The sequence below is a fragment of the Bacillus sp. Root131 genome (genome assembly GCF_001429475.1).
GTDB classification, from domain to species: Bacteria; Bacillota; Bacilli; order Bacillales; family Bacillaceae_G; genus Bacillus_A; species Bacillus_A thuringiensis_S.
This window is the reverse complement of record NZ_LMJQ01000042.1, coordinates 85902-105839: the sequence shown is the minus strand read 5'-3', so window position 1 is coordinate 105839 and position 19938 is coordinate 85902. Positions and strand designations below refer to the sequence as shown.

Genomic DNA, 19938 nt, shown 5'->3' with positions numbered 1-19938 from the left:
TCTTTCTATTGCTTAGTTGCCTCCATTACCCAAACGAAATGATTTAATCTCGTAAACGTTACATGGAAGCCATTGTTTTCAAAAATAGTCTGCATAACTGGAATACGTGTATAGTATTCCGTTTGCAAATCGTTTGCTAACTGGTGAAAACCTCTTTGTTTTGCTGTTTCAACAGTTTTATCATATACATCTTGATCTGCAAATATCGTATCAGCAAACACTATTTTACCACCTTTGTTTAGCAATTGACTATACTTCGCAACCGCTACATTTTTTTCATCATCTGTTAAATGATGAAATGCATAGGTGCTTACAATGGTATCAATTGAATTTGGGACTTCAAACGAAAGAAAATCACCTTCTGTAATCGAAAATTCTTTTGGCAATTTCTCTTTTGCAATCATACGCATTTCACGCGACGGTTCTATACCGTAAACTGTGCGGCCAGCAAGTAATAATTTATTTGTTAAATTACCTGTACCGACACCAAATTCTAATACATTACCAAATGACTTGTTAACTACATCCTCTAGAATATCCTCATAATGGGCGAAAACTTCTTTATATTGTATATCTTCGCCTTGTACGAATGAGTCGTACGTATGAGCCCACTCATCAAATAAACCATTAAATTCTGTGCCCATAAAAATTCCCCTTTTTCTTATCGGTTTTATCAGTATGATATTCCCTCTTTCTAAAAATGTCAATTGAAATGTACATGGTATTTCCTTCTTTTCTTTGTTACACTATAGTTGATTACATAGGAGAGGGGCCGTCTTCATGTCATTTACCTTTGAAATGTTAGAAGATAAAGTAGAATTTTTTGAAGCGGGAGACTTAGCTTCTTTAGAACGAAAAATTAGTGAACAAATCGATAATAATAAAGCACTTATGCTTGAAGTTCATCACATCTCACATCAAATGGTTATGGATCCTGAAAGCAAAAGACCGTATTATAGCGCGGTTGTTCATTTTAAATTAAAGAAATTGCGTTAACTAAAAAAGAGAAGCTCCTAAGGAGCTTCTCTTTTTTAGTTTAGAGTTTGAACAAGTACTGGTTTCCAGCCCTCATTATCTACCCAATCAATATTTACGTAATATCTTTTTCCACTTTGCTTATCTTGAACGTCACCATAAGCTTTACTCTTTCCAGTTTTGTCTCTTCCAACAAAATGGAATACTAATTGCTCCTTCGGTACTTCAATACCTGCAGCAATTGCACTTTGCATCTCATTCCAATCTGATGACCCCTGTTTAAACGTCATCGCTGGTGATGAACCTTGTTCTGTTCCTACAGCTTTCCAAGAAGGTTTTGTATAAGCCTCTTTTGCCTTGGATACAGTTTTTTCAGCTGATACTTTCTCGTTAGCTTTCGCTTCTTCTTCAGCTTTTTTCTTTTCTTCCTCAGCCTTTAACTTCTCTTCTTCAGCTTTTTGCTTAGCTTCTGCTTGCTCTTTTTCTTTTTTCTTAGCAGATTCTTTATCTTCTGATTTTCCAGCTTTCTCATTCTTTGTTGTTTGTTGAGAGACTTTCTTATCAGTAGAAGATGCTTGCTCTTTCGTACTAGGAACGAACAATTGATATGCTACAATAGCTACTAATAGTAATACAATAGCGATTGCAATATTTAAAACACCGTTTTGACGACGTTTTTGTTGTTTCTGTTGGAATCTTGATCCTCCTGCCATTCTCCAAACCTCCATGCAGTTTTTCCTAATTGCTATTGTAACATTAAATCTAGAAAGGTTGAACATTTACAATGATATTTTCATGAAATGAAAACAATTCACTATAAATTGCAAGATTACTTTTCATTCTCCAATTGATAGATTGCTCCTACCATATCTTTAAAAATAGGTGTGACTTTATTCACTTTGTTATCAGTCTCTAGATCAACAACAACTAAAGCATATCTTGGATTCTCATACGGAAAATAACCTGCAAACCAGCGATTCACCCTCGTCCCTTTCCCTGTTTGCGCTGTCCCGGATTTTCCAGCGACACTGAGCGGCAACGAGCGGAATGCCGTTCCTGTTCCTTTCTCCCTTGTTACAACGCCTCTTAATAACTCTTGTAATGTTTTCACTGTTTCATACGAAAGCTGTTTTCCATGTAACGTATGGTTCTCAAATGTAAAAAAATCCGCTCCATTTTTATATACTATTTTTTCAACAGCTTTCACTTCCATCTTTTTTCCATTCCTCGCAATCGTCGCCATCATATTAGCAATTGCTAGAGGTGATATACGTACATCTTTCTGTCCAATCGCTGTTTGCTCTACCGCTTTTTTACTATTTTTGTTTTCTTCATTCCCCCAAATAGTAGAGCCTTTTTCTTCTGGCATTTGCTCGAAATGAGGTGTATGAAATACAGAACCTTTCCATCCGACCTTTTCATTTGCTCCTAAAGCTGCTACGTATGTTTCTAGCACCGTCCTATCCTTTTGTAATAGCTCGTTACCTAACTCGGAAAATGTCCTGTTACAGCTCCTAGCAAAGCTCTCTTTGAAGTTAAGTGTACCCATCATAACTTGTGGGTCGTTTTCACCATATAAATCTTTATTACAATTAAATGTCCGATTAAACAAATTTACTTTTTGATCAATGACTGCAGCTGCAACTACTGTTTTAAAAACAGAGCCTGGAAAATGCGGCGTTAACATTTGATTTTCAAGTGTAGTCTTATATAAATTCTTATCTCTTACTTGTAAAGACGGCTTACTGACCATCGCTAATATTTCATTTGTCTTTACATCAAGTAATACTAATCCCCCCTTCTTTATTTCATTTGCTTCAATCACTTCTTCTGCTTTTTGCTGCAACCCTTTATGTAAAGTAGTTTGAATCCTAACTGGGTAAAATGGATTTCCTGGTGAAGTATATTTCGCTTGCTTTCCGAAAATTGGTTCTCCTTGCCGATCTACTTGATACAATACTTTTGCCTCTCCATCAGTCAATAAAAATTCATCAAATGATTGCTGTAATCCTGAAATACCTATCGGCGTTTGTTTTGAAATTTTTTTCACTTCTCCATATCGCTTTTGAAATTCTCTTTCGTTCTCCCCTACATCACCAATTAAATGATTTATCTCCCCAGTTTGTTTTAATCGCACTTCAGCTGCTACAATACCTAATACATGTAATTGATTCACCTTCTCCATCTGCTCTCGTGTCACTCGAAATGGAGCAGTTTCCCCTTGCAGTATAAATGCATTTTTTTTATTTTTCATTTGTCTTCTGATCTCTTGTCTCGACACACCAATGATATGCGCGATTTTCTCTAACATGTCATTTTTTATTTGTAAAAATGGAAAAACAATTAAAACAGGATACTTTTCCTCCCCTATTTCTTTACCATTACGATCTATAAACTGCCCACGTCCATCGTCTACTGCAATGGATTGCGTACGTTGCGTAACACTTTTTTCAATTAAATTTATTTTGCGATTAGTAAATGATTCTGTATCTATAATTTGGATTTGAATTAAACGACAAAGCAATAAAAACATAATGCCCATAAAACAAATTAAAACAATTGCAATTCTCCGTTTTATTTTCATAAAAAAACACCTCGTCTATTATAGTTTAGACGAGGTACTATTTTATTTATACAATCCCCAAAACAAAAACAGATATTATATAAGGTTATTATTGTTTCTTTGGCTTCTCTAAAAATTTCATAAGAAGCGATCTAAATTCAGTTTCATTCACTCCAGTGTTTTTAGCAACTTCAATTACAGTGGTTGTTACATTAGCCGCTATTTTTAAATAATCCTTACTAAGATTATCCATTTCATTTCTTTTTTCTTTTGCATTCTCAACTGTTACAGAATCAATACAAGTAATCATCTTATCTACAATATGTAAATAATTATTTTGTGCATCTATTATTTTTTGAATATCATCTTTATTACTTACTTTCGATTGTTTTAAATATGTATACGCTTGATTCACTTCATCTTTTAAAATTTTATCATTATTCTTCGCCTGTTCTTGTAACATATTCTTCATATCATCTATTGTTTTTTGATCCATCGAATCTCGCAATAAATAATCTGGATTTCCAATTGCGTAATCATACTTAATCGTTACATCTTGAAATATTTTCATGACAATAGCTAATTGATACGCTACATCAAAATCATTAAATTCCTTTTTATCTTGTGGATTTTCTAAGGCTTTTGAACTCTCAGTTGCTTTAATATCCTTTTTTTCTTCTTGCTTTACTTTTTCTCCCTTTGATGATGTAGTTTCTTCATTCGTTCCGCATGCAGCAAGTCCTAATATGGATATACTACACACCAATCCTGTAAAGATTTTATGTTTCATAATTAGCCCCTTTTCCCTTTTAAAACCTATATTCTCCAATTATGATATCAAAGCTTAAAGTGTTTTTTTGACATTTTTTGTCGAATTACTCTAAGGTTTACACAATTTTTTTCATTCTACAAAAAAAAAGATTCTCCCGATAGGAGAATCTTTTTTTTATTTTACAGAGACAATCTCTACTTGCATTTCTCCGCCTGGTGTTTGGATTGTTACTTTCTCACCAATTTGCTTACCTAATAAGCTTTTTGCGATTGGAGAATCGTTAGAAATTCTTCCTTCAAATGGGTCAGCTTCCGCGCTACCTACGATTGTGTACGCTTCTTCATCTCCGTTTGGTAATTCTTTAAATGTTACTGTTTTACCTAATGTAACAACAGTAGATACTTCGCCATTATCTTTAATGATAACTGCGTTACGAATCATATTTTCTAATTGTGTAATACGTCCTTCTACGAACGCTTGCTCATCTTTTGCTGCATCGTACTCAGAGTTCTCAGAAAGGTCCCCGAAGCTACGTGCGATTTTAATACGTTCTACTACTTCTTTACGTCTTACTGTTTTTAATTGCTCAAGTTCGTTCTCTAGTTTTTGCTTACCCTCTTGCGTCATAGGGTATGTTTTTTCTGTTGACATATTTTCCACTCCTTTTATATACCAATCCCCCGAAAAAAAGAGGAGTTCCATATGAAAACTCCTCCGCTTCCATTGTTAGCGGAGGTTTCTAGTACCCTTGCACTAGCGGAGTTGTCACATACAACCCCGTATTTCCAATTCTTCTTTATATAAAGAAGATATGTATGGAAAGTTGATATAAATATGCCCTCACCTATATATAGATGAGGTTGCATGTTTCATTGTATTCGATGGGAAGGGAAAAAATCCCTTCCTACCGTATATCTTTTACTATGCTATTACAAATTTACTTTTTGTTCAAGAATTGTTGCAATTTTTGTCACCATAATATCAATTGCAACATGGTTTTGTCCACCTTCAGGGATAATAATATCCGCAAATTTCTTAGAAGGCTCAATAAATTGATTGTGCATTGGACGTACAACAGTTACGTACTGATCAATAACTGAATCCATCGTACGACCGCGCTCTTTAATATCACGCTGCATGCGGCGCAGAATACGAAGGTCAGCATCCGTATCAACGAATAATTTAATGTCCATTAACTCGCAAAGACGTGGGTCTTCTAAAATAAGAATTCCTTCTAAAATAATTACATCTTTCGGCTCAACTGGAATAATTTCTTCTGAACGTGTATGCAATGTATAGTCATATACAGGCTTATCAATTTGCTCATATGCAAGCAACTGCTGCAAATGTTCAATTAACAGATCATTATCAAACGCAAGCGGATGATCATAATTTGTTTTTAAACGCTCTTCCATTGGTAAATGGCTTTGATCTTTGTAATAATAATCTTGCTCTAAGATTAAAATAGAATGACCTTTAAAATGGTCAAAAATCGCTTTCGTTACACTCGTTTTACCTGATCCCGAACCACCAGCAATTCCAATTACAACAGGCTTATTCGTCCCCATTCGACTATCACTCTTTCTTATTGAAGTATGCTTTTGCGCATCATATTATTCACATACACTCGTTGATCCACTTTGAATTTCACGATTTGCAACGGATGTCTCGCTGCATCTAATTCGTTTCCATCCTCATCCCAAATTTTCTCCACCGTTTGCGTAAAGTTTTCTATTTCTGGTCCAAAGAACTCCACTTCATGTCCTGGTTTGAAATGATTACGTTGCTCAATCGTTACGATGTCCGTTTCTTCATTATAATCTAACACTAAACCAGCAAAATCATACGTTGTTTTCTTACTATGATTTCCAAACATTTGCTCTTGATGTCCTGGAACCCCTTCAAAGAATGCAGGAGCTGTATCACGATTTGCACATTTATCAAGCTCATCTAACCATTCTTGTTTAAACTCAAAGTTATCTGGATCCGCACAATAAGCATCAATTACTTTACGATATACGGTTGCTACAGTCGCTACGTAATGGATTGATTTCATACGTCCTTCTACCTTTAAGCTATCGATTCCAATTTCAATCATTTTCGGAATTGATAAAATTAAATTTAGATCTTTTGGACTCATCGCAAAGTGAGCATCTTCTTCTTGGAATAGAGGAAGCTCTTTTGCATCTTTATGTTGTGATACTGTTTGAACTAAATCATAATCCCAGCGGCAAGATTGGCAACAACCGCCACGATTAGAGTCACGCGCTGTCATATGGTTACTTAATGTACATCTTCCTGAATATGCGATACACATTGCACCATGGACGAATGCTTCAATTTCAATATCCACTTTTTCTTTGATTTCTTTCATTTCTTCATAGCTTGCTTCACGAGCTAATACAAGACGATGTAAACCCTCTTCTTTCCAATACTGTGCTGCTTTCCAGTTGGATAGTGATTGCTGTGTGCTTAAATGCACCTCAACAGAAGGCGCTACACGTTTACAAGTCTCAATGATAAGCGGATCAGCAACGATAATCCCCGTTACGCCAGCTTTTTCAATCCCTTTTAAATATTCCTCTAGCCCGTCCATATTTTCATTATGTGCAAAGATATTTGTTGTTACGTATATTTTTGCTCCATACTTCTTTGCAAACTCAACGCCTTCTGCCATTTCTTCTAGCGTAAAATTACCTGCATTCGAACGAAGACCAAATTCTTGTCCACCTAAATATACAGCATCTGCCCCGTAATGGATAGCTACTTTTAATTTTTCTAAGTTACCCGCAGGGATTAACAGTTCAGGTTTCTTCACAATAACACGTTTGCCATCGATCACTCGTGAAATTTCTTGTACAGTCATTTCCTACACCCTCCTCGTTTAGTAAACCGTTTCTTTAAAGAAGAATCCTGTGTCTAACGGACGATTTACTGGTTGCATTTCTTCTATTTCTTTATATAGAGCATCTTTCAAGTCATAATATGCATCACGATCTTCCACACATAAATCAATCGCTTGACGATATTTCTTCGTTACTTCAATAATGTATTCAGAGCTTTTTAGTACACCATCGATTTTTAAGCTGTCAACTTCAGCTTCGATTAGTTCCTCTAATTCATCGATGAAACAAATATCGTTCGGACTCATAATATGAGTACCATTTTCATCTTCATAAATTGGATATTTATTGTTACGCTCTGGGTCATATAAGAACATATTCTCTTCATATTTTTTCTTTTCAATGTCAAGATTACGTCCTTGATACTCAAAGTAATTTCCTACTAATGAACGCTTCGATTGGAACATACAAGTCATACCGTGAATTTGTACTTCTAGTTCCACTTCAGCATTTTCTTTTAAATCAACAATTTCATCTAAGCTCAGCTCACGAGCTAATACAGCGCGCTTCGCTCCTCTTTGTCCCCAGTAATTACAAGTGAACCAGTTTGTTGCTGTCGTTTCTGTATTCCAGTGCAACTGCATATTTGGCGCTACTTCGCGAACAGCCATTAATACTGCTGGATCTCCGAAAACAATTGCATCTACATTTACTTCATTTAAAAATGAAACGTAATCTGTTAATTCTTCTACTTTATCGTTGTGGAACATAGCGTTCATGGCTACGTATACTTTCACACCATTTTCATGTGCAATCTTCACAGTTTGTTTTACATCTTCACGTGAAAACTCCCCTGCTAAACGTAAACCAAACTTTTGCTCACCGATCATTACCGCATCTGCTCCTGCTTTCGCAAGAAGTTCGATATCCGCCACCGCTCTTGGCGTTACTAACAATTCAGGTTTCTTCATACCTTGGTCACCCTCTCTTTTTACTAACAGCTACTCCATCACCAATTGGGAAAATCGTTGTATCGTATCCTTCATGGTTCATAAGCCACTCATTGTACGTCTTAATACGACGGATTAAACCACGTGTACGTCTGTTTTCAATTTTCTCTTTTGTCGTTACAAGACCATGGTACATAACATTATCTGAAATAATTACGCCACCAGGATTTAATAACGGTTCATATAAGTCAAAAAAGCGACGATACTGTCCTTTTGCTGCATCAATAAAAATAACGTCAAATGTCCCGTGTTCTTTTACTTGTTCACCTGTCTCTAACGCATCACCGTAAATAACTGAAATACGATCTGTTACTGGGGAACGTTCTATATATTCAAGTGCTTTTTCATATCGCTCACGATTGCGCTCAACTGTCACAATACGTGAATTTGAAATAGCTTGCATCATACGAATACTAGAATAACCGATTGCTGTTCCAAGTTCTAAAATGCTTTTCGGTCCAATTAAACGTAAAAATTGCAGCATAAATTCCATTCCAAGTCGATCCATAATCGGCACATGATTTTCTGTTGCATATTCTTCCATTTCAAGAATTAATTTATCTTTCGGATCAATAAATGATAATAGGTACTCGTTAACTGCATCCTCCATAAATGGTCCTCCTTATTTACATGGAGAAGTGCCTCTATGACGTCTTTTCCCACATAGAATGCAATAAAAATACAAGCCAGTTTTACCCTTAGCTTGTACGTCCCGTTTTGATATTAAAAACGATTCTTCTGCCAGTTTTTAACCCGATATATTTTACCACAAAAAAGAGGGATGTGCGACTTTTTTCGCTATCCCTCCCCATTTCACTGTTTTTTCGTAATGTATTTTTGCTTTAATGCATTATGCTCTTCTAATGTTTTCGCATAGTACACTTCACCACTTGGTGCAGCTAAGAAATAATAATAATCTGTTTGCGCAGGTTCTAACGCAGCTTCCACTGAATGTTTACCAGAGTTTGCGATCGGCCCTACCGGCAATCCTTTTACAACATACGTATTGTACGGTGAGTTGACCTTTAAATCTTCGTATAATACACGTTGTTTATGCTTTCCAAGTGCATATAATACCGTTGGATCCGTTTGAAGCGGCATACCTTTCTCTAAACGATTATAAAAGACACTAGAGATCTTTTGACGATCTGTAAAACCAGTTGCCTCTTCTTCAATAAGTGAAGATAATGTTAAAAGCTGATGAACATCCCAGTTCTTTGCTTTCATTTTTGCCTCATTTTGAACAATGATTGCATTTGTTTTCTCAAGCATCGGAATTACGATTTCTTCTAACGTCGTATCTTTCTTATAAAATGAATACGTCGCAGGATATAAATAACCTTCTAATGGGTATTTAATATTACTATCAAAGATTTTATCCGTTAATAACTTCGGATACTTTTGCTGCATTTTTTGAATAAATGCTTTATCGTTTAATTGACGCGTAACATCATCTTTATTCCACTTTAGTTCTGCCGCAATCGTTTCTGCAATTTCAGTTACTTGAGCTCCTTCTTTGATCGTCACTTTATAAAGAGCTGGACGATGCACGTTGCCAGATGACATTTGTTCGATAACATCTTTAGCATTCATCGAAGGATTTAATAAATATGTACCTGCTTGTAAACTTTTCGATTTAGCCTTTGTATAAAAACTAAAAACTGTACCGTTTTTCACAGCGCCTTTTTCTTCTAAAATTTCTCCAATTTTACTTGTAGATGATCCTTTCGGAATTTCTACTTCAATCTCTTTTTTATTCCCGCTATCAACTGGTCCTAATGCGGATGAAATATACGCATAGACTGAACCACAAACTAAAAGCAGTGCAATAATCGAAAATAAAAAGATGCGTCTACGCTTCTTTTTCACTTGATTCTCTATCAAAACTCTTCCTCCTTATTCAATTGTAGACCATATGTATATGTTTCTATACAGCATGATGGAAAGCCACAACAAATTCGCCTATCTTTTTTAGTATCCATTTTATTTTTCTACAATCCGTCTCATTATACTACAAAGGATTACACAGTTTCGACAAAAAATCTTTCATTTTACATATAAATACAAAAAAAGATGGACTGTATGTCGTCCATCTTTTCAGTACTTATTATTCAGCTTCTTGCTCATCAGCAAGAGTGTTGAACATTTCTTGTACCATTTCCCACTCTTCTTCAGATTCGATTGGAAGTAAACTTCCGCCCTCTTCTTCATTTTGCTCATAAGCCATTGCATCATAAATTTGGTCTCCATCTTCGTCTACTTCACCGATTGGAGAGAAGACTACGTATGATTTTTTACCAAATTTTTCAGCATCAAAAGTGAAAATAATTTCACATAAATGTTCGTTACCTTTTTCGTCTACAATTGTAATTTGATTTTCTTCCATTTTGGTCACCTCTTATTTACTATCTAAAAATCCTTGTAAGATTACGACTGCAGCCATCTTATCGATTACTTGTTTTCGCTTCTTACGGCTTACATCCGCTGAAATGAGTAGACGTTCCGCTGCCATCGTCGACAAACGCTCGTCCCACATTACAACGTCTAATTGTAACAGCTCTCGTAGGTTTTCTGCAAATTGTTGGCACGCTTCACCACGTGGGCCAATTGTACCATTCATATTTTTAGGTAAACCTACTACTATTTTGTCCACATTGTACTGCTTTACTAACTCAGAAATACGATCAAAACCAAAGTGACCTCGTTCTTCGTTAATCTTAATTGTTTCTAATCCTTGTGCTGTCCAGCCCATTTCGTCGCTCATTGCAACTCCGACTGTTTTTGTACCTACATCTAAACCTAATATCCGCATAAACTACTCCTCACGATGATGTTTCAAGTAAGACTTCACAAGCTCTTCAATGATCTCATCACGTTCAAGCTTACGAACGATGCTTCGTGCATCTTTATGGCGAGGTATGTATGCTGGGTCTCCACTTAATAAATAACCGACGATTTGGTTAATCGGATTATAGCCTTTTTCTTGAAGTGCATCATACACAGTTAAAAGTACATCATTTACATGGACACTCTGTTTTTCATCTTGAATGCTAAACTTCATTGTTTTATCAAAACCGTCCATTTCAAGCACCTCACTTATATAGTAAGTATAGGGAGAAGAACTTCTCCTCTCCCTACCATTGTACACTACTATCTCTTTATTTTGAAACAGATTTAACGTACTCTTGTACAAATGCTAAAGCTTCTTCGACTTGAGCTGGGTTTTTACCACCTGCTTGTGCCATATCAGGACGGCCACCACCGCCACCGCCGCAACGAGAAGCTACTTCTTTCACAAGTTTACCAGCATGGTAACCTTGGCTAATTAAGTCTTTCGTTACACCTGCTAGGATGTTTACTTTATCGTCATTAACAGACGCTAATACAACAACTGCTGACTCTAATTTATTTTTTAGATCATCCATCATCGTACGTAAGTTGTTCATATCTGCAACATTTACTTTCGCTGCTAATACATTCACACCATCAACTGTCATTACAGAATCAGTTAAGTTTCCAGCTTCAATATTGCTTAATTTCGCAGCAAGAGATTCGTTTTCTTTTTGAAGTTGTTTCACTTCAGCAAATAGACCATCAACTCTTGTTAAAATATCTTTCGGATTTGTTTTCATTTTTCCTGCTGCTTCTTTTAATAAACCTACTTGATCGTTCATTAATTCGTATGCAGACTTACCAGTTACCGCCTCAATACGACGAGTTCCTGCACCGATACCAGACTCAGCAACGATTTTGAAAATACCGATAGAAGCTGTATTATCAACGTGACAACCACCGCAAAGCTCTAAGCTGTAATCGCCAACTTGTACAACGCGTACAACATCTCCGTATTTTTCACCGAATAATGCCATTGCGCCCATTTCTTTTGCTTCTCCGATTGATTTTTGAGAAATCTCAACGTTAATACTTTCCCAAATTTTCTCGTTTACCATACGCTCAATTTTTTCTAATTCGTCAGCTTGCACTTGACCGAAGTGAGAGAAGTCAAAGCGTAGACGTTCAGAAGTTACAAGAGAACCTGCTTGATTAACATGCGTTCCAAGTACGTCTTTTAATGCTTGGTGTAGTAAGTGAGTTGCTGTATGATTTTTCACAACGCTACTACGGTTTTTCGTATCGATAACAGCTTTCACAGCTGCATCTTTCGTTAACGTGCCTTCTTCCACAGCTACTTTGTGTAAGTTTTGACCATTTGGTGCTTTTTGTACGTCTTTTACAAGAACTTTCACGCCGTCAGCAAGAAGGTAACCACGGTCAGCAATTTGTCCACCGCTCTCAGCGTAGAATGGTGTTACGTCAAGAATTAACTGTCCTTCTTCCCCTGCTTGTAAGCTATCTGTGTACTCACCGTTTTTCACAAGTGCAACAACGTTACTTTCCGTTGCAACTGTACCGTAACCAACGAACTCACTCGCTACTTTAACTTCTCCAAGTACACCGCCTTGAACTTGCATTGAGTCAACGTCTTGACGAGCAGCACGTGCACGCTCACGTTGTTTTTCCATTTCATTTTCGAAGCCTTCTTGGTCAACTGTCATACCAGCTTCTTCTGCATATTCTTCTGTTAATTCGATTGGGAAACCGTATGTGTCATATAGACGGAACGCATCTACTCCAGAAATAACAGTTGTTTTTTCTTCTTTTGCTTTTGCAATAACTTCAGCTAAAATTGCTTCACCATCATGAAGTGTTTCATGGAAACGCTCTTCTTCATTTTTCACAACTTTCGCAATGAAATCTTTCTTTTCAAGTACTTCTGGATAGAAGTCTTTCATTACTTCTCCAACAACCGGTACCAATTCAAACATGAATGGACGGTTAATGTTTAATTTCTTCGAATAACGAACAGCGCGGCGTAATAAGCGACGTAATACATAACCACGACCTTCGTTAGATGGAAGAGCACCGTCACCAACAGCGAATGTTACTGTACGGATATGGTCAGCAATTACTTTGAATGCCATATCTTTTTCTAAATCGCCATTACGATATTTCTCACCAGAAATTGATTCTGTTGCACCAATCATCGGCATGAATAGGTCTGTATCAAAGTTTGTAGGCACATCTTGAACGATAGATGTCATACGTTCTAGACCCATCCCTGTATCAATGTTTTTCTTAGGAAGTGGTGTATATGAACCGTCTGGATTATGGTTAAATTGAGAGAATACAAGGTTCCATACTTCTAAGTAACGCTCGTTTTCTCCGCCTGGATATAATTCTGGGTCACTAAAGTCATTACCGTAAGCTTCCCCGCGGTCATAGAAAATCTCTGTATTCGGTCCACTTGGTCCTTCACCAATATCCCAGAAGTTTTCTTCTAAGCGGATAATACGCTCTTTTGGAACGCCCATTTTTTCATTCCAAATTGTGAATGCTTCTTCATCTTCTGGATGGATTGTAACTGATAGTAATTCTTTATCGAATCCGATCCATTTGTCGCTCGTTAAGAATTCCCAAGCCCATGTAATTGCTTCTTCTTTGAAGTAATCACCGATTGAGAAGTTTCCTAACATTTCAAAGAATGTATGGTGACGAGCTGTTTTCCCTACGTTTTCAATATCGTTTGTACGAATTGATTTTTGAGCATTTGTAATACGTGGATTTTGTGGGATTACACGTCCATCAAAATATTTTTTTAATGTAGCTACACCACTATTAATCCATAGAAGAGATGGATCTTCATGTGGAACTAGTGATGCACTAGGTTCTACTGCATGTCCTTTTTCTTGGAAAAAGTCTAAAAACATTTGACGAATTTGTGCGCCTGTTAGTTGTTTCATTGTATTTTCCTCCTTAAATATAAAAAACTCCCGTCCCTATAAAAGGGACGAGAGTTAACTCGCGATACCACCCTAATTATGAATTGATTACAATAACAATCAATTCATCACCTCATGGTGCCGTAACGTGGCAAGACGGCAGTGATTAGCTGCTCTCAGGATTAGCTTTCTGTTACCCTTCATTTAAAGCTTCTTTCAGCCATATGGAAGCTTCTCTCTATAAATGGACTGTAACGTACTTGTTCCGTCATTGATTTAATGTATTATATGACTAAATATAATAGAATTCTCTTAAGTTTGTCAATGTAGATAATCATTTATATTGTATTAATTGCTTATTTATCATAGGTATTCTACTATTCATTCTTAACAGCCTTTTCATATATTATGCGTTTATTAACAAATCGGAATCTCCTTACAAGAATAATTTATAAAAAATTATAAATATTACCTTTTTTACTATAATTAAATTATTGTTAATATAATAAAGGAGCGATCACAATGACAACCTTACTTAGCAAAGCTAAAAACATATTAGCGACTAACGAAACAATATTACTTTACGCAGCATGTTCATTAGACATATTTATTTATCGTTCCGTCGCGAGACCAGGCCTATTGATTTTAACGAACAAAAGGCTATTCTTTTATGGACCAGATGTAAGTAACAATCCAATATTTGAAGAGTACTCTTTCGCAAAAATTTCTAATCTAAAAGAACAAAAGCGTCTTTTCAACAATCAAATTGTATTTATATATGATAACGAATGGAAAAAAATAAAACATATTCAAACAAATGATGTGAGCTCCCTCGTTCAAAAGATACACGAGCAGATTTCTAAATAAATATACGATTAGCCCTCTATTTCTTACATAGAGGGCTTCTATACTTACACATCTTCTTTTTTCAAGAGAGGCTTCACATGAACAATGACGGTGCGAATAACTGCTAAGATGGGAACCGATATTAGTAACCCTACAATACCAGCTACTTCCCCTCCAACTAGTAATGCAAGCATAATAATAACGGGATGCATACGAAGTGACTTACCAACAATGTAAGGCGATAAAATGTTACTTTCCACAAATTGCAAAATAGCAATCGTAATACCCGCCTTAATAAGTAAGCTCGTTGATACTGTTGCTGCAATCATTAACGTCGGGATCGCTCCTAAAATAGGGCCGAAGTACGGGATTATATCCGTTACCCCAATAATAATACCAAGCAATAATGGATATTTCATACCGATAAACCAAAAAGAAAGAGCTGATACTCCCCCTAATACCAAACAAACAAATAACTGTCCTCGAATATAACTTCCAAGTGACTTATCAATTTCTTTCGCAAGCATTTGCCCCGTACCTCGCCATTTACTTGGGACTAGTTTCCAAAAGATATGATAAAACTCACCATAATCTTTTAATATGTAAAATACAATGAACGGTATTAAGAAAATAATGAGCAATGAATCGAGTACACCACGAGCTGTACTCATCACTTTATTTAAAAGCGCTTGAATCTTCGTTTCCACACCCACAAAAAGTTGTTTCACCTTTTCATGAATGAACGAAGGGAAATTCGCTGTTTGTTCTGTAACGCCATCCATCCACGAATCGTACATCTTTGTAAACTGCGGAAATTGTTCATTAATCTCTTGTAACTGTTTAATAACGACTGGCGTTCCTTTATAAATCCCACAACCAATTCCGCCAAAGAAAAGGATATAAATAAGCAAAATGGCAAGTGTACGGGGCATCCCTTCCTTATGGATTTTTTCAATTAAAGGGTGCAATAAATACGCAATAAAACAAGCGATAAGAAATGGCGTGATTGCTACTTTAAATACAAAAATAATCGGTGCCCATAGTGGCTTAATTTTTAAAAAGACGAGCAAACAAAGAAAAACAAGTAATAATAATCCTAAACGATATATCCAAATGATTTTAAGATTCTTCACATGAAAAACCTCCTCCACCTTTATTTTGAAAATAAATGGGGTAGGTTATGTGCGAAACTTTTAAAATCTTTTCATACGGACCATACTGTTTTTTAAAGACGTACATATAAATAACATAACAAGGACAACCACCCCTGAGAATACAGCATGAATTAATATAATCAGGAGGGCTAATTATGGTTTTGTTTATGCTTGGATTATCAGCACTTTTTATGATTCTTGAATGGATTTGTATCGGGTTTGGTATTTGGAAGGGGTTCTTTATTCGTTCCTCACGTAAAGAAAAAGCGAAGCAATTATGGCAGTATGGAATACTCGGCGTTGGCTGCTACGGTCTATCTTATCTTTTCTCAGAAATCGGACTTTTTTATTTGCATATGAGCGCATAAAAAAACTCCCTCGTCAATAAGGGAGTTTTTCACTTTATCGAAATGATTATAAGTAAGATTTAATCATCTTACGTGCTTTTTTCATATTGCGTTTTGAAAATACATCTTGCTTACGAGCATATTGATATGCTGCAGCTCCAACACCTAATGCGATTAATGAATTGCGTAGATTCAAAGTAAATCCCCCTTTTCGTTATCCGATCGTTCTTTCATTCTCATCAAATAAATCATCAAGAGAGCTTAATGAACCATCTTCCTCAACTTGATGCGTATGGATTTTCCCCTTTGAAACCGATAATTCGATATAACAATTCCAGCAATAAAATTGGTTGACACCTATTTTTCCAATGTCTTTCCCTTTGCAATTTGGACAAATGAACATATGGCTTTCATCTCCTTACAGACTCCCAGATTCTATTCGCCATTATGTCCAAACTGCATTCGTTTATACATCGCTGGAGCCTTTCAACGCTATGCGTTTGAAAGTTTCACTATATAATTTCACCTTGTTACATGAAATCATACGGTGAAATGTTTTCCACGTCCATTTCTTCGCCATTAACTGTGACCATCTGTACTTCTCCTTGTGATTCCTGCAAGCGACTAGCCAAAGTTGTTTGACGCATTGCATCATCAAGGCGATTTACACCGGATTTGAAAGCTGCTTCCTCCCCGCAAATAATAAGGAACTTCTTACTTCTTGTAATGCCCGTGTAAATTAAATTACGACGTAACATACGGTTGTAACTTTTCACGATCGGCATAATAACAATCGGAAATTCACTACCTTGTGATTTATGAATGGAACAACAATATGCATGCGTAATTTGATTTAAATCGGGCTTTGTATACGTTACCTCAATTCCATCAAATGAAACGATAATCATATCTTGTTGCTCAACGTTTTCTTTCGCATAAAACACCGAAACAATTTCTCCAATATCACCATTAAACACCTGGCTCTCTGGCTGATTAACGAGTTGCAGTACTTTATCGCCTCTTCGGTACACAACATCACCGTAAGCAATTTCTTTACTCTTTTCCCTCTTCGGATTAAATACTTGTTGCAATGCTTCGTTTAATACATTAATACCAGCAGGCCCGCGGTACATCGGCGCTAATACTTGGACATCCCTTGCACTAAATCCTTTTGTTTTAGCATTTTCGCAAACTTTTTTCACAACCTCAACAATTTGAGCCCCTGTACAGCTGATAAATGAACGATCTTTTTTATTTTGTGCTAAATCTGGCGGGAGCGTGCCGTCTTTGATTGCATGGGCAAGTTGAATAACAGATGAGCCTTCTGCTTGACGATAAATTTCAGTAAGCTTCACTGTCGGAACTGCGCCTGCATTTAATAAATCTTTTAATACTTGTCCAGGTCCTACAGATGGCAACTGATCTTCATCACCTACAACGATAACTTGAATGTTCGTCGGTAGCGACTTAAATAGCTGATTCGCAAGCCAAATATCAACCATTGAAAATTCATCAATAATAAGGAGCTTACCTTGGACAGGATCCGTTTCATTACGCTGGAAAGATCCTTCTGGCGTCCAGCCAAGCAAACGGTGAATTGTGCAAGCTGGAAGTCCTGTCGATTCACTCATCCGCTTCGCTGCTCTTCCTGTTGGAGCTGTTAATAGTATTGGAAATGGATTATCATCACTGTATTCATTCGGATTTAACGATAATCCGTGAAGTGACGCATACATTTCAACAATCCCTTTAATAACAGTTGTTTTCCCCGTTCCTGGTCCACCTGTTAATAACATCATTGGCTTATGAAGTGCCGTTTGAATCGCTTCTTGCTGAAACGGTGCATACTGCACGTTTAACTGTTCTTCAATTTCACCTAATGTTTTTAACACTTCTGCTTCAGGAAATGAAGGTGTTTCCTCTTGATTCATCAATCGACGAATAGACTTTACAACACCTTTTTCAGAGTAGAATAAAGTTGCTAAATACACTCGTTCTTCTTCTATGATGACTTTCCCTTCACTTTGCATCGTTTCAATACAACCTATAATATCTTCCTCAGTCACTCTTCCTTCTTGATTGTTTAAAAGTGACATCGTTTCTCTTACAAGTTGATCTTTCCTCATATAAACGTGACCAAGTTGCAATGAGACATTCTCTAATGTGTAAAAACATCCCGCTCGTACACGGTCGTCGTGATTACCCGATATTCCTAACGCACGCCCTATATCATCCGCTCGTCCAAAACCAATCCCGTCCACTTCTTCAATAAGTTGATACGGATTATTACGAATCACTTCTAATGTCATCTCTTTATATTGCTGGTAAATCTTAATAGAAAGTTTCGTTCCAAAACCGTAACCATTTAAAAAGCTCATTACTTTCTCTAATCCTTGATGTTCAACAATTGTCTCATATATTTCCTGAGCCTTTTGTTTGTTAACAACACCATTTAACGCCTCAGGGTCATCCATAATTTTAGAAATAGCATGTTCCCCGAGATGATCCACAATTTTTTCCGCTGTACGCTTTCCTATCCCTTTAAATAAATCACTCGCTAAATATTGCACCATACCTGCTTTTGTTTGCGGCAATTCTTTTTTAAATGTTTCAACCATATATTGTTTTCCATACTTTGGATGGTCCTTAAAGTGACCTGTCAATGTAAACACTTCATCTTCATGCATGCGGGGAAAATGACCGTTTATCATTACTTTCTTTTCGTCATATGTTTCATTCGTTTCAATGACTTTCATACTGACAACGGAATAGAGGTTTTCTTCGTTGTGGAAAATGGTATGAAGAACTTGCGCTTTTATAAACTTTTTCTCTTCCTCAAACAAATCCATTGCATGTTGATTTCCCATCTTTCCTCTCCTTTCCGATATTTTCACTTTAATGAGCAGTACATCCCCCACCTCTTTAGATGAGGGATAACTACCCATTAAACTATATTTTTATCTTATTCAGCTTCTTGCTCTAATAAACGAACGCCATTACCCGCTAAAAAGTGATCTGGCTGAATTTCAGTTGCTTTCTTAAATAAAGCGAGAGCCTTCTCATTATTTTCCTCAAATACGTACGCAACACCTAAATTGTAATACGCATCTGCATGCTCTTCATCCATTTCTAATACCTTTTCAAAATAAGGTTTCGCCTCTTGAATGTGTTCTAGTCGAGCGAAGCAAAGTCCGCACTGGAATACAGCTTCCACATCGTTTTCATCTAATTCTGTTGCTCTTTGTAAGAATGGTAGTGCAAGACGATCATTTCCAAGCTGTACATGTGTGATACCTAACATAAATGTTACATCAGCTGATTGTAATCCAGCTTGCATTGCTTGTTCAAATACAGCTTTCGCCTCAGTAAATTGCTCTTGGCCATAATATACATTTCCTAAACCATAATAGGCAGCTGCAGATTTATCATCTAACTCTAGTGCACGTTTATAAAATAAAATCGCTCGTTCGCTATCACCTAATACGTCTAATAAATTTGCAAAATTAATGTATCCAAGCGCATCTTTTGGATTTTCTTCGATTGCTTCTGTAAAATTTTTAGCTGCTTCTTCCCAATTTCCTTCTTGCATATATTGAATACCTGTTTCAAGTTTGTTTGACATGTCCTTCACCTCTACAACAAATTATA

22 protein-coding genes and 1 other annotated feature are annotated in these 19938 nt (G+C 36.4%); of the genes, 3 read left to right on the top strand and 19 right to left on the bottom strand.

The window, feature by feature from the left end; translation table 11 throughout:
* Positions 1-5: 5 nt before the first annotated feature.
* A complete protein-coding gene (locus ASE54_RS30035; RefSeq protein WP_000536325.1) occupies positions 6-644 on the bottom strand; it encodes a class I SAM-dependent methyltransferase in 639 nt (212 codons plus the stop codon).
* Between the two features lie 136 nt (positions 645-780).
* Between ASE54_RS30035 and ASE54_RS30030 the strand changes: the two genes are divergently transcribed.
* Positions 781-996, top strand: coding sequence for a YrzA family protein (locus tag ASE54_RS30030; RefSeq protein WP_000010984.1), 216 nt, complete (start codon positions 781-783; stop codon positions 994-996).
* 35 nt (positions 997-1031) lie between these two features.
* Here the strand turns inward: ASE54_RS30030 and ASE54_RS30025 are convergent, their stop codons facing one another.
* From ASE54_RS30025 to alaS, 13 genes are all read right to left on the bottom strand, one after another.
* On the bottom strand, positions 1032-1688 hold the full coding sequence (locus tag ASE54_RS30025; protein WP_000897097.1) for a YrrS family protein: 657 nt from the start codon (positions 1686-1688) through the stop codon (positions 1032-1034).
* 116 nt (positions 1689-1804) lie between these two features.
* Positions 1805-3559 carry a penicillin-binding transpeptidase domain-containing protein gene (locus ASE54_RS30020; RefSeq protein ID WP_000695119.1) on the bottom strand — a complete coding sequence of 585 codons (1755 nt, stop codon included), beginning with the start codon at positions 3557-3559 and terminating at the stop codon, positions 1805-1807.
* 88 nt (positions 3560-3647) lie between these two features.
* Positions 3648-4328, bottom strand: a complete 681-nt coding sequence (locus ASE54_RS30015; RefSeq protein WP_000680878.1) for a hypothetical protein — start codon at positions 4326-4328, stop codon at positions 3648-3650.
* Between the two features lie 156 nt (positions 4329-4484).
* On the bottom strand, positions 4485-4961 hold the full coding sequence (gene greA, locus ASE54_RS30010; RefSeq protein ID WP_014894880.1) for a transcription elongation factor GreA: 477 nt from the start codon (positions 4959-4961) through the stop codon (positions 4485-4487).
* Positions 4962-5239: 278 nt separating this feature from the next.
* On the bottom strand, positions 5240-5878 hold the full coding sequence (udk, locus tag ASE54_RS30005; protein WP_000537080.1) for a uridine kinase: 639 nt from the start codon (positions 5876-5878) through the stop codon (positions 5240-5242).
* A gap of 17 nt (positions 5879-5895) precedes the next feature.
* Positions 5896-7176, bottom strand: a complete 1281-nt coding sequence (locus ASE54_RS30000; protein WP_000217968.1) for a U32 family peptidase — start codon at positions 7174-7176, stop codon at positions 5896-5898.
* Positions 7177-7194: 18 nt separating this feature from the next.
* Positions 7195-8124 carry a peptidase U32 family protein gene (locus ASE54_RS29995; RefSeq protein ID WP_000742792.1) on the bottom strand — a complete coding sequence of 310 codons (930 nt, stop codon included), beginning with the start codon at positions 8122-8124 and terminating at the stop codon, positions 7195-7197.
* A 7-nt stretch (positions 8125-8131) separates the two neighbouring features.
* A complete protein-coding gene (locus ASE54_RS29990; RefSeq protein WP_000389103.1) occupies positions 8132-8773 on the bottom strand; it encodes an O-methyltransferase in 642 nt (213 codons plus the stop codon).
* A 203-nt stretch (positions 8774-8976) separates the two neighbouring features.
* Positions 8977-10047, bottom strand: coding sequence for an endolytic transglycosylase MltG (gene mltG / locus ASE54_RS29985; protein ID WP_000572141.1), 1071 nt, complete (start codon positions 10045-10047; stop codon positions 8977-8979).
* 223 nt (positions 10048-10270) lie between these two features.
* Positions 10271-10549, bottom strand: coding sequence for a DUF1292 domain-containing protein (locus ASE54_RS29980; protein ID WP_000392246.1), 279 nt, complete (start codon positions 10547-10549; stop codon positions 10271-10273).
* A 12-nt stretch (positions 10550-10561) separates the two neighbouring features.
* The gene (gene ruvX, locus ASE54_RS29975) at positions 10562-10975 is read right to left on the bottom strand and encodes a Holliday junction resolvase RuvX (protein ID WP_001221202.1); all 414 of its coding nucleotides are present in this window, start codon (positions 10973-10975) and stop codon (positions 10562-10564) included.
* Positions 10976-10978: 3 nt separating this feature from the next.
* Positions 10979-11245 carry an IreB family regulatory phosphoprotein gene (locus ASE54_RS29970; protein WP_000348591.1) on the bottom strand — a complete coding sequence of 89 codons (267 nt, stop codon included), beginning with the start codon at positions 11243-11245 and terminating at the stop codon, positions 10979-10981.
* Between the two features lie 76 nt (positions 11246-11321).
* A complete protein-coding gene (gene alaS / locus ASE54_RS29965; RefSeq protein ID WP_000811809.1) occupies positions 11322-13964 on the bottom strand; it encodes an alanine--tRNA ligase in 2643 nt (880 codons plus the stop codon).
* 40 nt (positions 13965-14004) lie between these two features.
* Positions 14005-14224, bottom strand: a binding site (T-box leader).
* 241 nt (positions 14225-14465) lie between these two features.
* On the opposite strand from alaS, the gene ASE54_RS29960 reads away from it, so the two are divergent.
* The gene (locus tag ASE54_RS29960) at positions 14466-14810 is read left to right on the top strand and encodes a PH domain-containing protein (protein WP_000209588.1); all 345 of its coding nucleotides are present in this window, start codon (positions 14466-14468) and stop codon (positions 14808-14810) included.
* A gap of 44 nt (positions 14811-14854) precedes the next feature.
* On the opposite strand, the gene ASE54_RS29955 is transcribed toward ASE54_RS29960, so the two are convergent.
* Positions 14855-15922 (bottom strand): AI-2E family transporter, encoded by a 1068-nt coding sequence (locus ASE54_RS29955; protein ID WP_000793121.1) that lies wholly within the window; start codon positions 15920-15922, stop codon positions 14855-14857.
* 176 nt (positions 15923-16098) lie between these two features.
* Here ASE54_RS29955 and ASE54_RS29950 point away from each other — a divergent pair, with 176 nt between their 5' ends.
* Positions 16099-16311: a hypothetical protein gene (locus tag ASE54_RS29950; protein ID WP_000242539.1), complete on the top strand. Its 213-nt coding sequence runs from the start codon at positions 16099-16101 to the stop codon at positions 16309-16311.
* Between the two features lie 46 nt (positions 16312-16357).
* Here the strand turns inward: ASE54_RS29950 and ASE54_RS29945 are convergent, their stop codons facing one another.
* The 4 genes from ASE54_RS29945 to ASE54_RS29930 all read right to left on the bottom strand — a co-directional run bounded on the left by ASE54_RS29945 (position 16358) and on the right by ASE54_RS29930 (position 19912).
* Complete coding sequence (locus ASE54_RS29945; RefSeq protein WP_001053553.1) at positions 16358-16486, bottom strand: YrzQ family protein; 129 nt, start codon at positions 16484-16486, stop codon at positions 16358-16360.
* A gap of 18 nt (positions 16487-16504) precedes the next feature.
* Entirely contained in the window at positions 16505-16693 is a 189-nt protein-coding gene (locus ASE54_RS29940; protein ID WP_000469281.1) for a hypothetical protein, read from the bottom strand.
* A gap of 127 nt (positions 16694-16820) precedes the next feature.
* Positions 16821-19157, bottom strand: coding sequence for an ATP-dependent RecD-like DNA helicase (locus ASE54_RS29935; protein WP_000528079.1), 2337 nt, complete (start codon positions 19155-19157; stop codon positions 16821-16823).
* Positions 19158-19252: 95 nt separating this feature from the next.
* Complete coding sequence (locus ASE54_RS29930; protein ID WP_000066406.1) at positions 19253-19912, bottom strand: tetratricopeptide repeat protein; 660 nt, start codon at positions 19910-19912, stop codon at positions 19253-19255.
* Positions 19913-19938: the final 26 nt, after the last annotated feature.

Bases quoted from the DNA above. Each gene is read 5' to 3' on its own strand.
- ruvX (WP_001221202.1), bottom strand. From the start codon at position 10,975: ATGCGGATATTAGGTTTAGATGTAGGTACAAAAACAGTCGGAGTTGCA.
- alaS (WP_000811809.1), bottom strand. From the start codon at position 13,964: ATGAAACAACTAACAGGCGCACAAATTCGTCAAATGTTTTTAGACTTT.
- ASE54_RS29950 (WP_000242539.1), top strand. From the start codon at position 16,099: ATGGTTTTGTTTATGCTTGGATTATCAGCACTTTTTATGATTCTTGAA.
- ASE54_RS29990 (WP_000389103.1), bottom strand. From the start codon at position 8,773: ATGGAGGATGCAGTTAACGAGTACCTATTATCATTTATTGATCCGAAA.
- ASE54_RS29960 (WP_000209588.1), top strand. From the start codon at position 14,466: ATGACAACCTTACTTAGCAAAGCTAAAAACATATTAGCGACTAACGAA.
- ASE54_RS29930 (WP_000066406.1), bottom strand. From the start codon at position 19,912: ATGTCAAACAAACTTGAAACAGGTATTCAATATATGCAAGAAGGAAAT.
- ASE54_RS30015 (WP_000680878.1), bottom strand. From the start codon at position 4,328: ATGAAACATAAAATCTTTACAGGATTGGTGTGTAGTATATCCATATTA.
- ASE54_RS29935 (WP_000528079.1), bottom strand. From the start codon at position 19,157: ATGGGAAATCAACATGCAATGGATTTGTTTGAGGAAGAGAAAAAGTTT.
- greA (WP_014894880.1), bottom strand. From the start codon at position 4,961: ATGTCAACAGAAAAAACATACCCTATGACGCAAGAGGGTAAGCAAAAA.
- ASE54_RS30035 (WP_000536325.1), bottom strand. From the start codon at position 644: ATGGGCACAGAATTTAATGGTTTATTTGATGAGTGGGCTCATACGTAC.
- ASE54_RS29980 (WP_000392246.1), bottom strand. From the start codon at position 10,549: ATGGAAGAAAATCAAATTACAATTGTAGACGAAAAAGGTAACGAACAT.
- ASE54_RS30030 (WP_000010984.1), top strand. From the start codon at position 781: ATGTCATTTACCTTTGAAATGTTAGAAGATAAAGTAGAATTTTTTGAA.
- ASE54_RS30000 (WP_000217968.1), bottom strand. From the start codon at position 7,176: ATGACTGTACAAGAAATTTCACGAGTGATCGATGGCAAACGTGTTATT.
- ASE54_RS29970 (WP_000348591.1), bottom strand. From the start codon at position 11,245: ATGGACGGTTTTGATAAAACAATGAAGTTTAGCATTCAAGATGAAAAA.
- ASE54_RS29995 (WP_000742792.1), bottom strand. From the start codon at position 8,124: ATGAAGAAACCTGAATTGTTAGTAACGCCAAGAGCGGTGGCGGATATC.
- ASE54_RS30025 (WP_000897097.1), bottom strand. From the start codon at position 1,688: ATGGCAGGAGGATCAAGATTCCAACAGAAACAACAAAAACGTCGTCAA.
- ASE54_RS30020 (WP_000695119.1), bottom strand. From the start codon at position 3,559: ATGAAAATAAAACGGAGAATTGCAATTGTTTTAATTTGTTTTATGGGC.
- udk (WP_000537080.1), bottom strand. From the start codon at position 5,878: ATGGGGACGAATAAGCCTGTTGTAATTGGAATTGCTGGTGGTTCGGGA.
- ASE54_RS29940 (WP_000469281.1), bottom strand. From the start codon at position 16,693: ATGTTCATTTGTCCAAATTGCAAAGGGAAAGACATTGGAAAAATAGGT.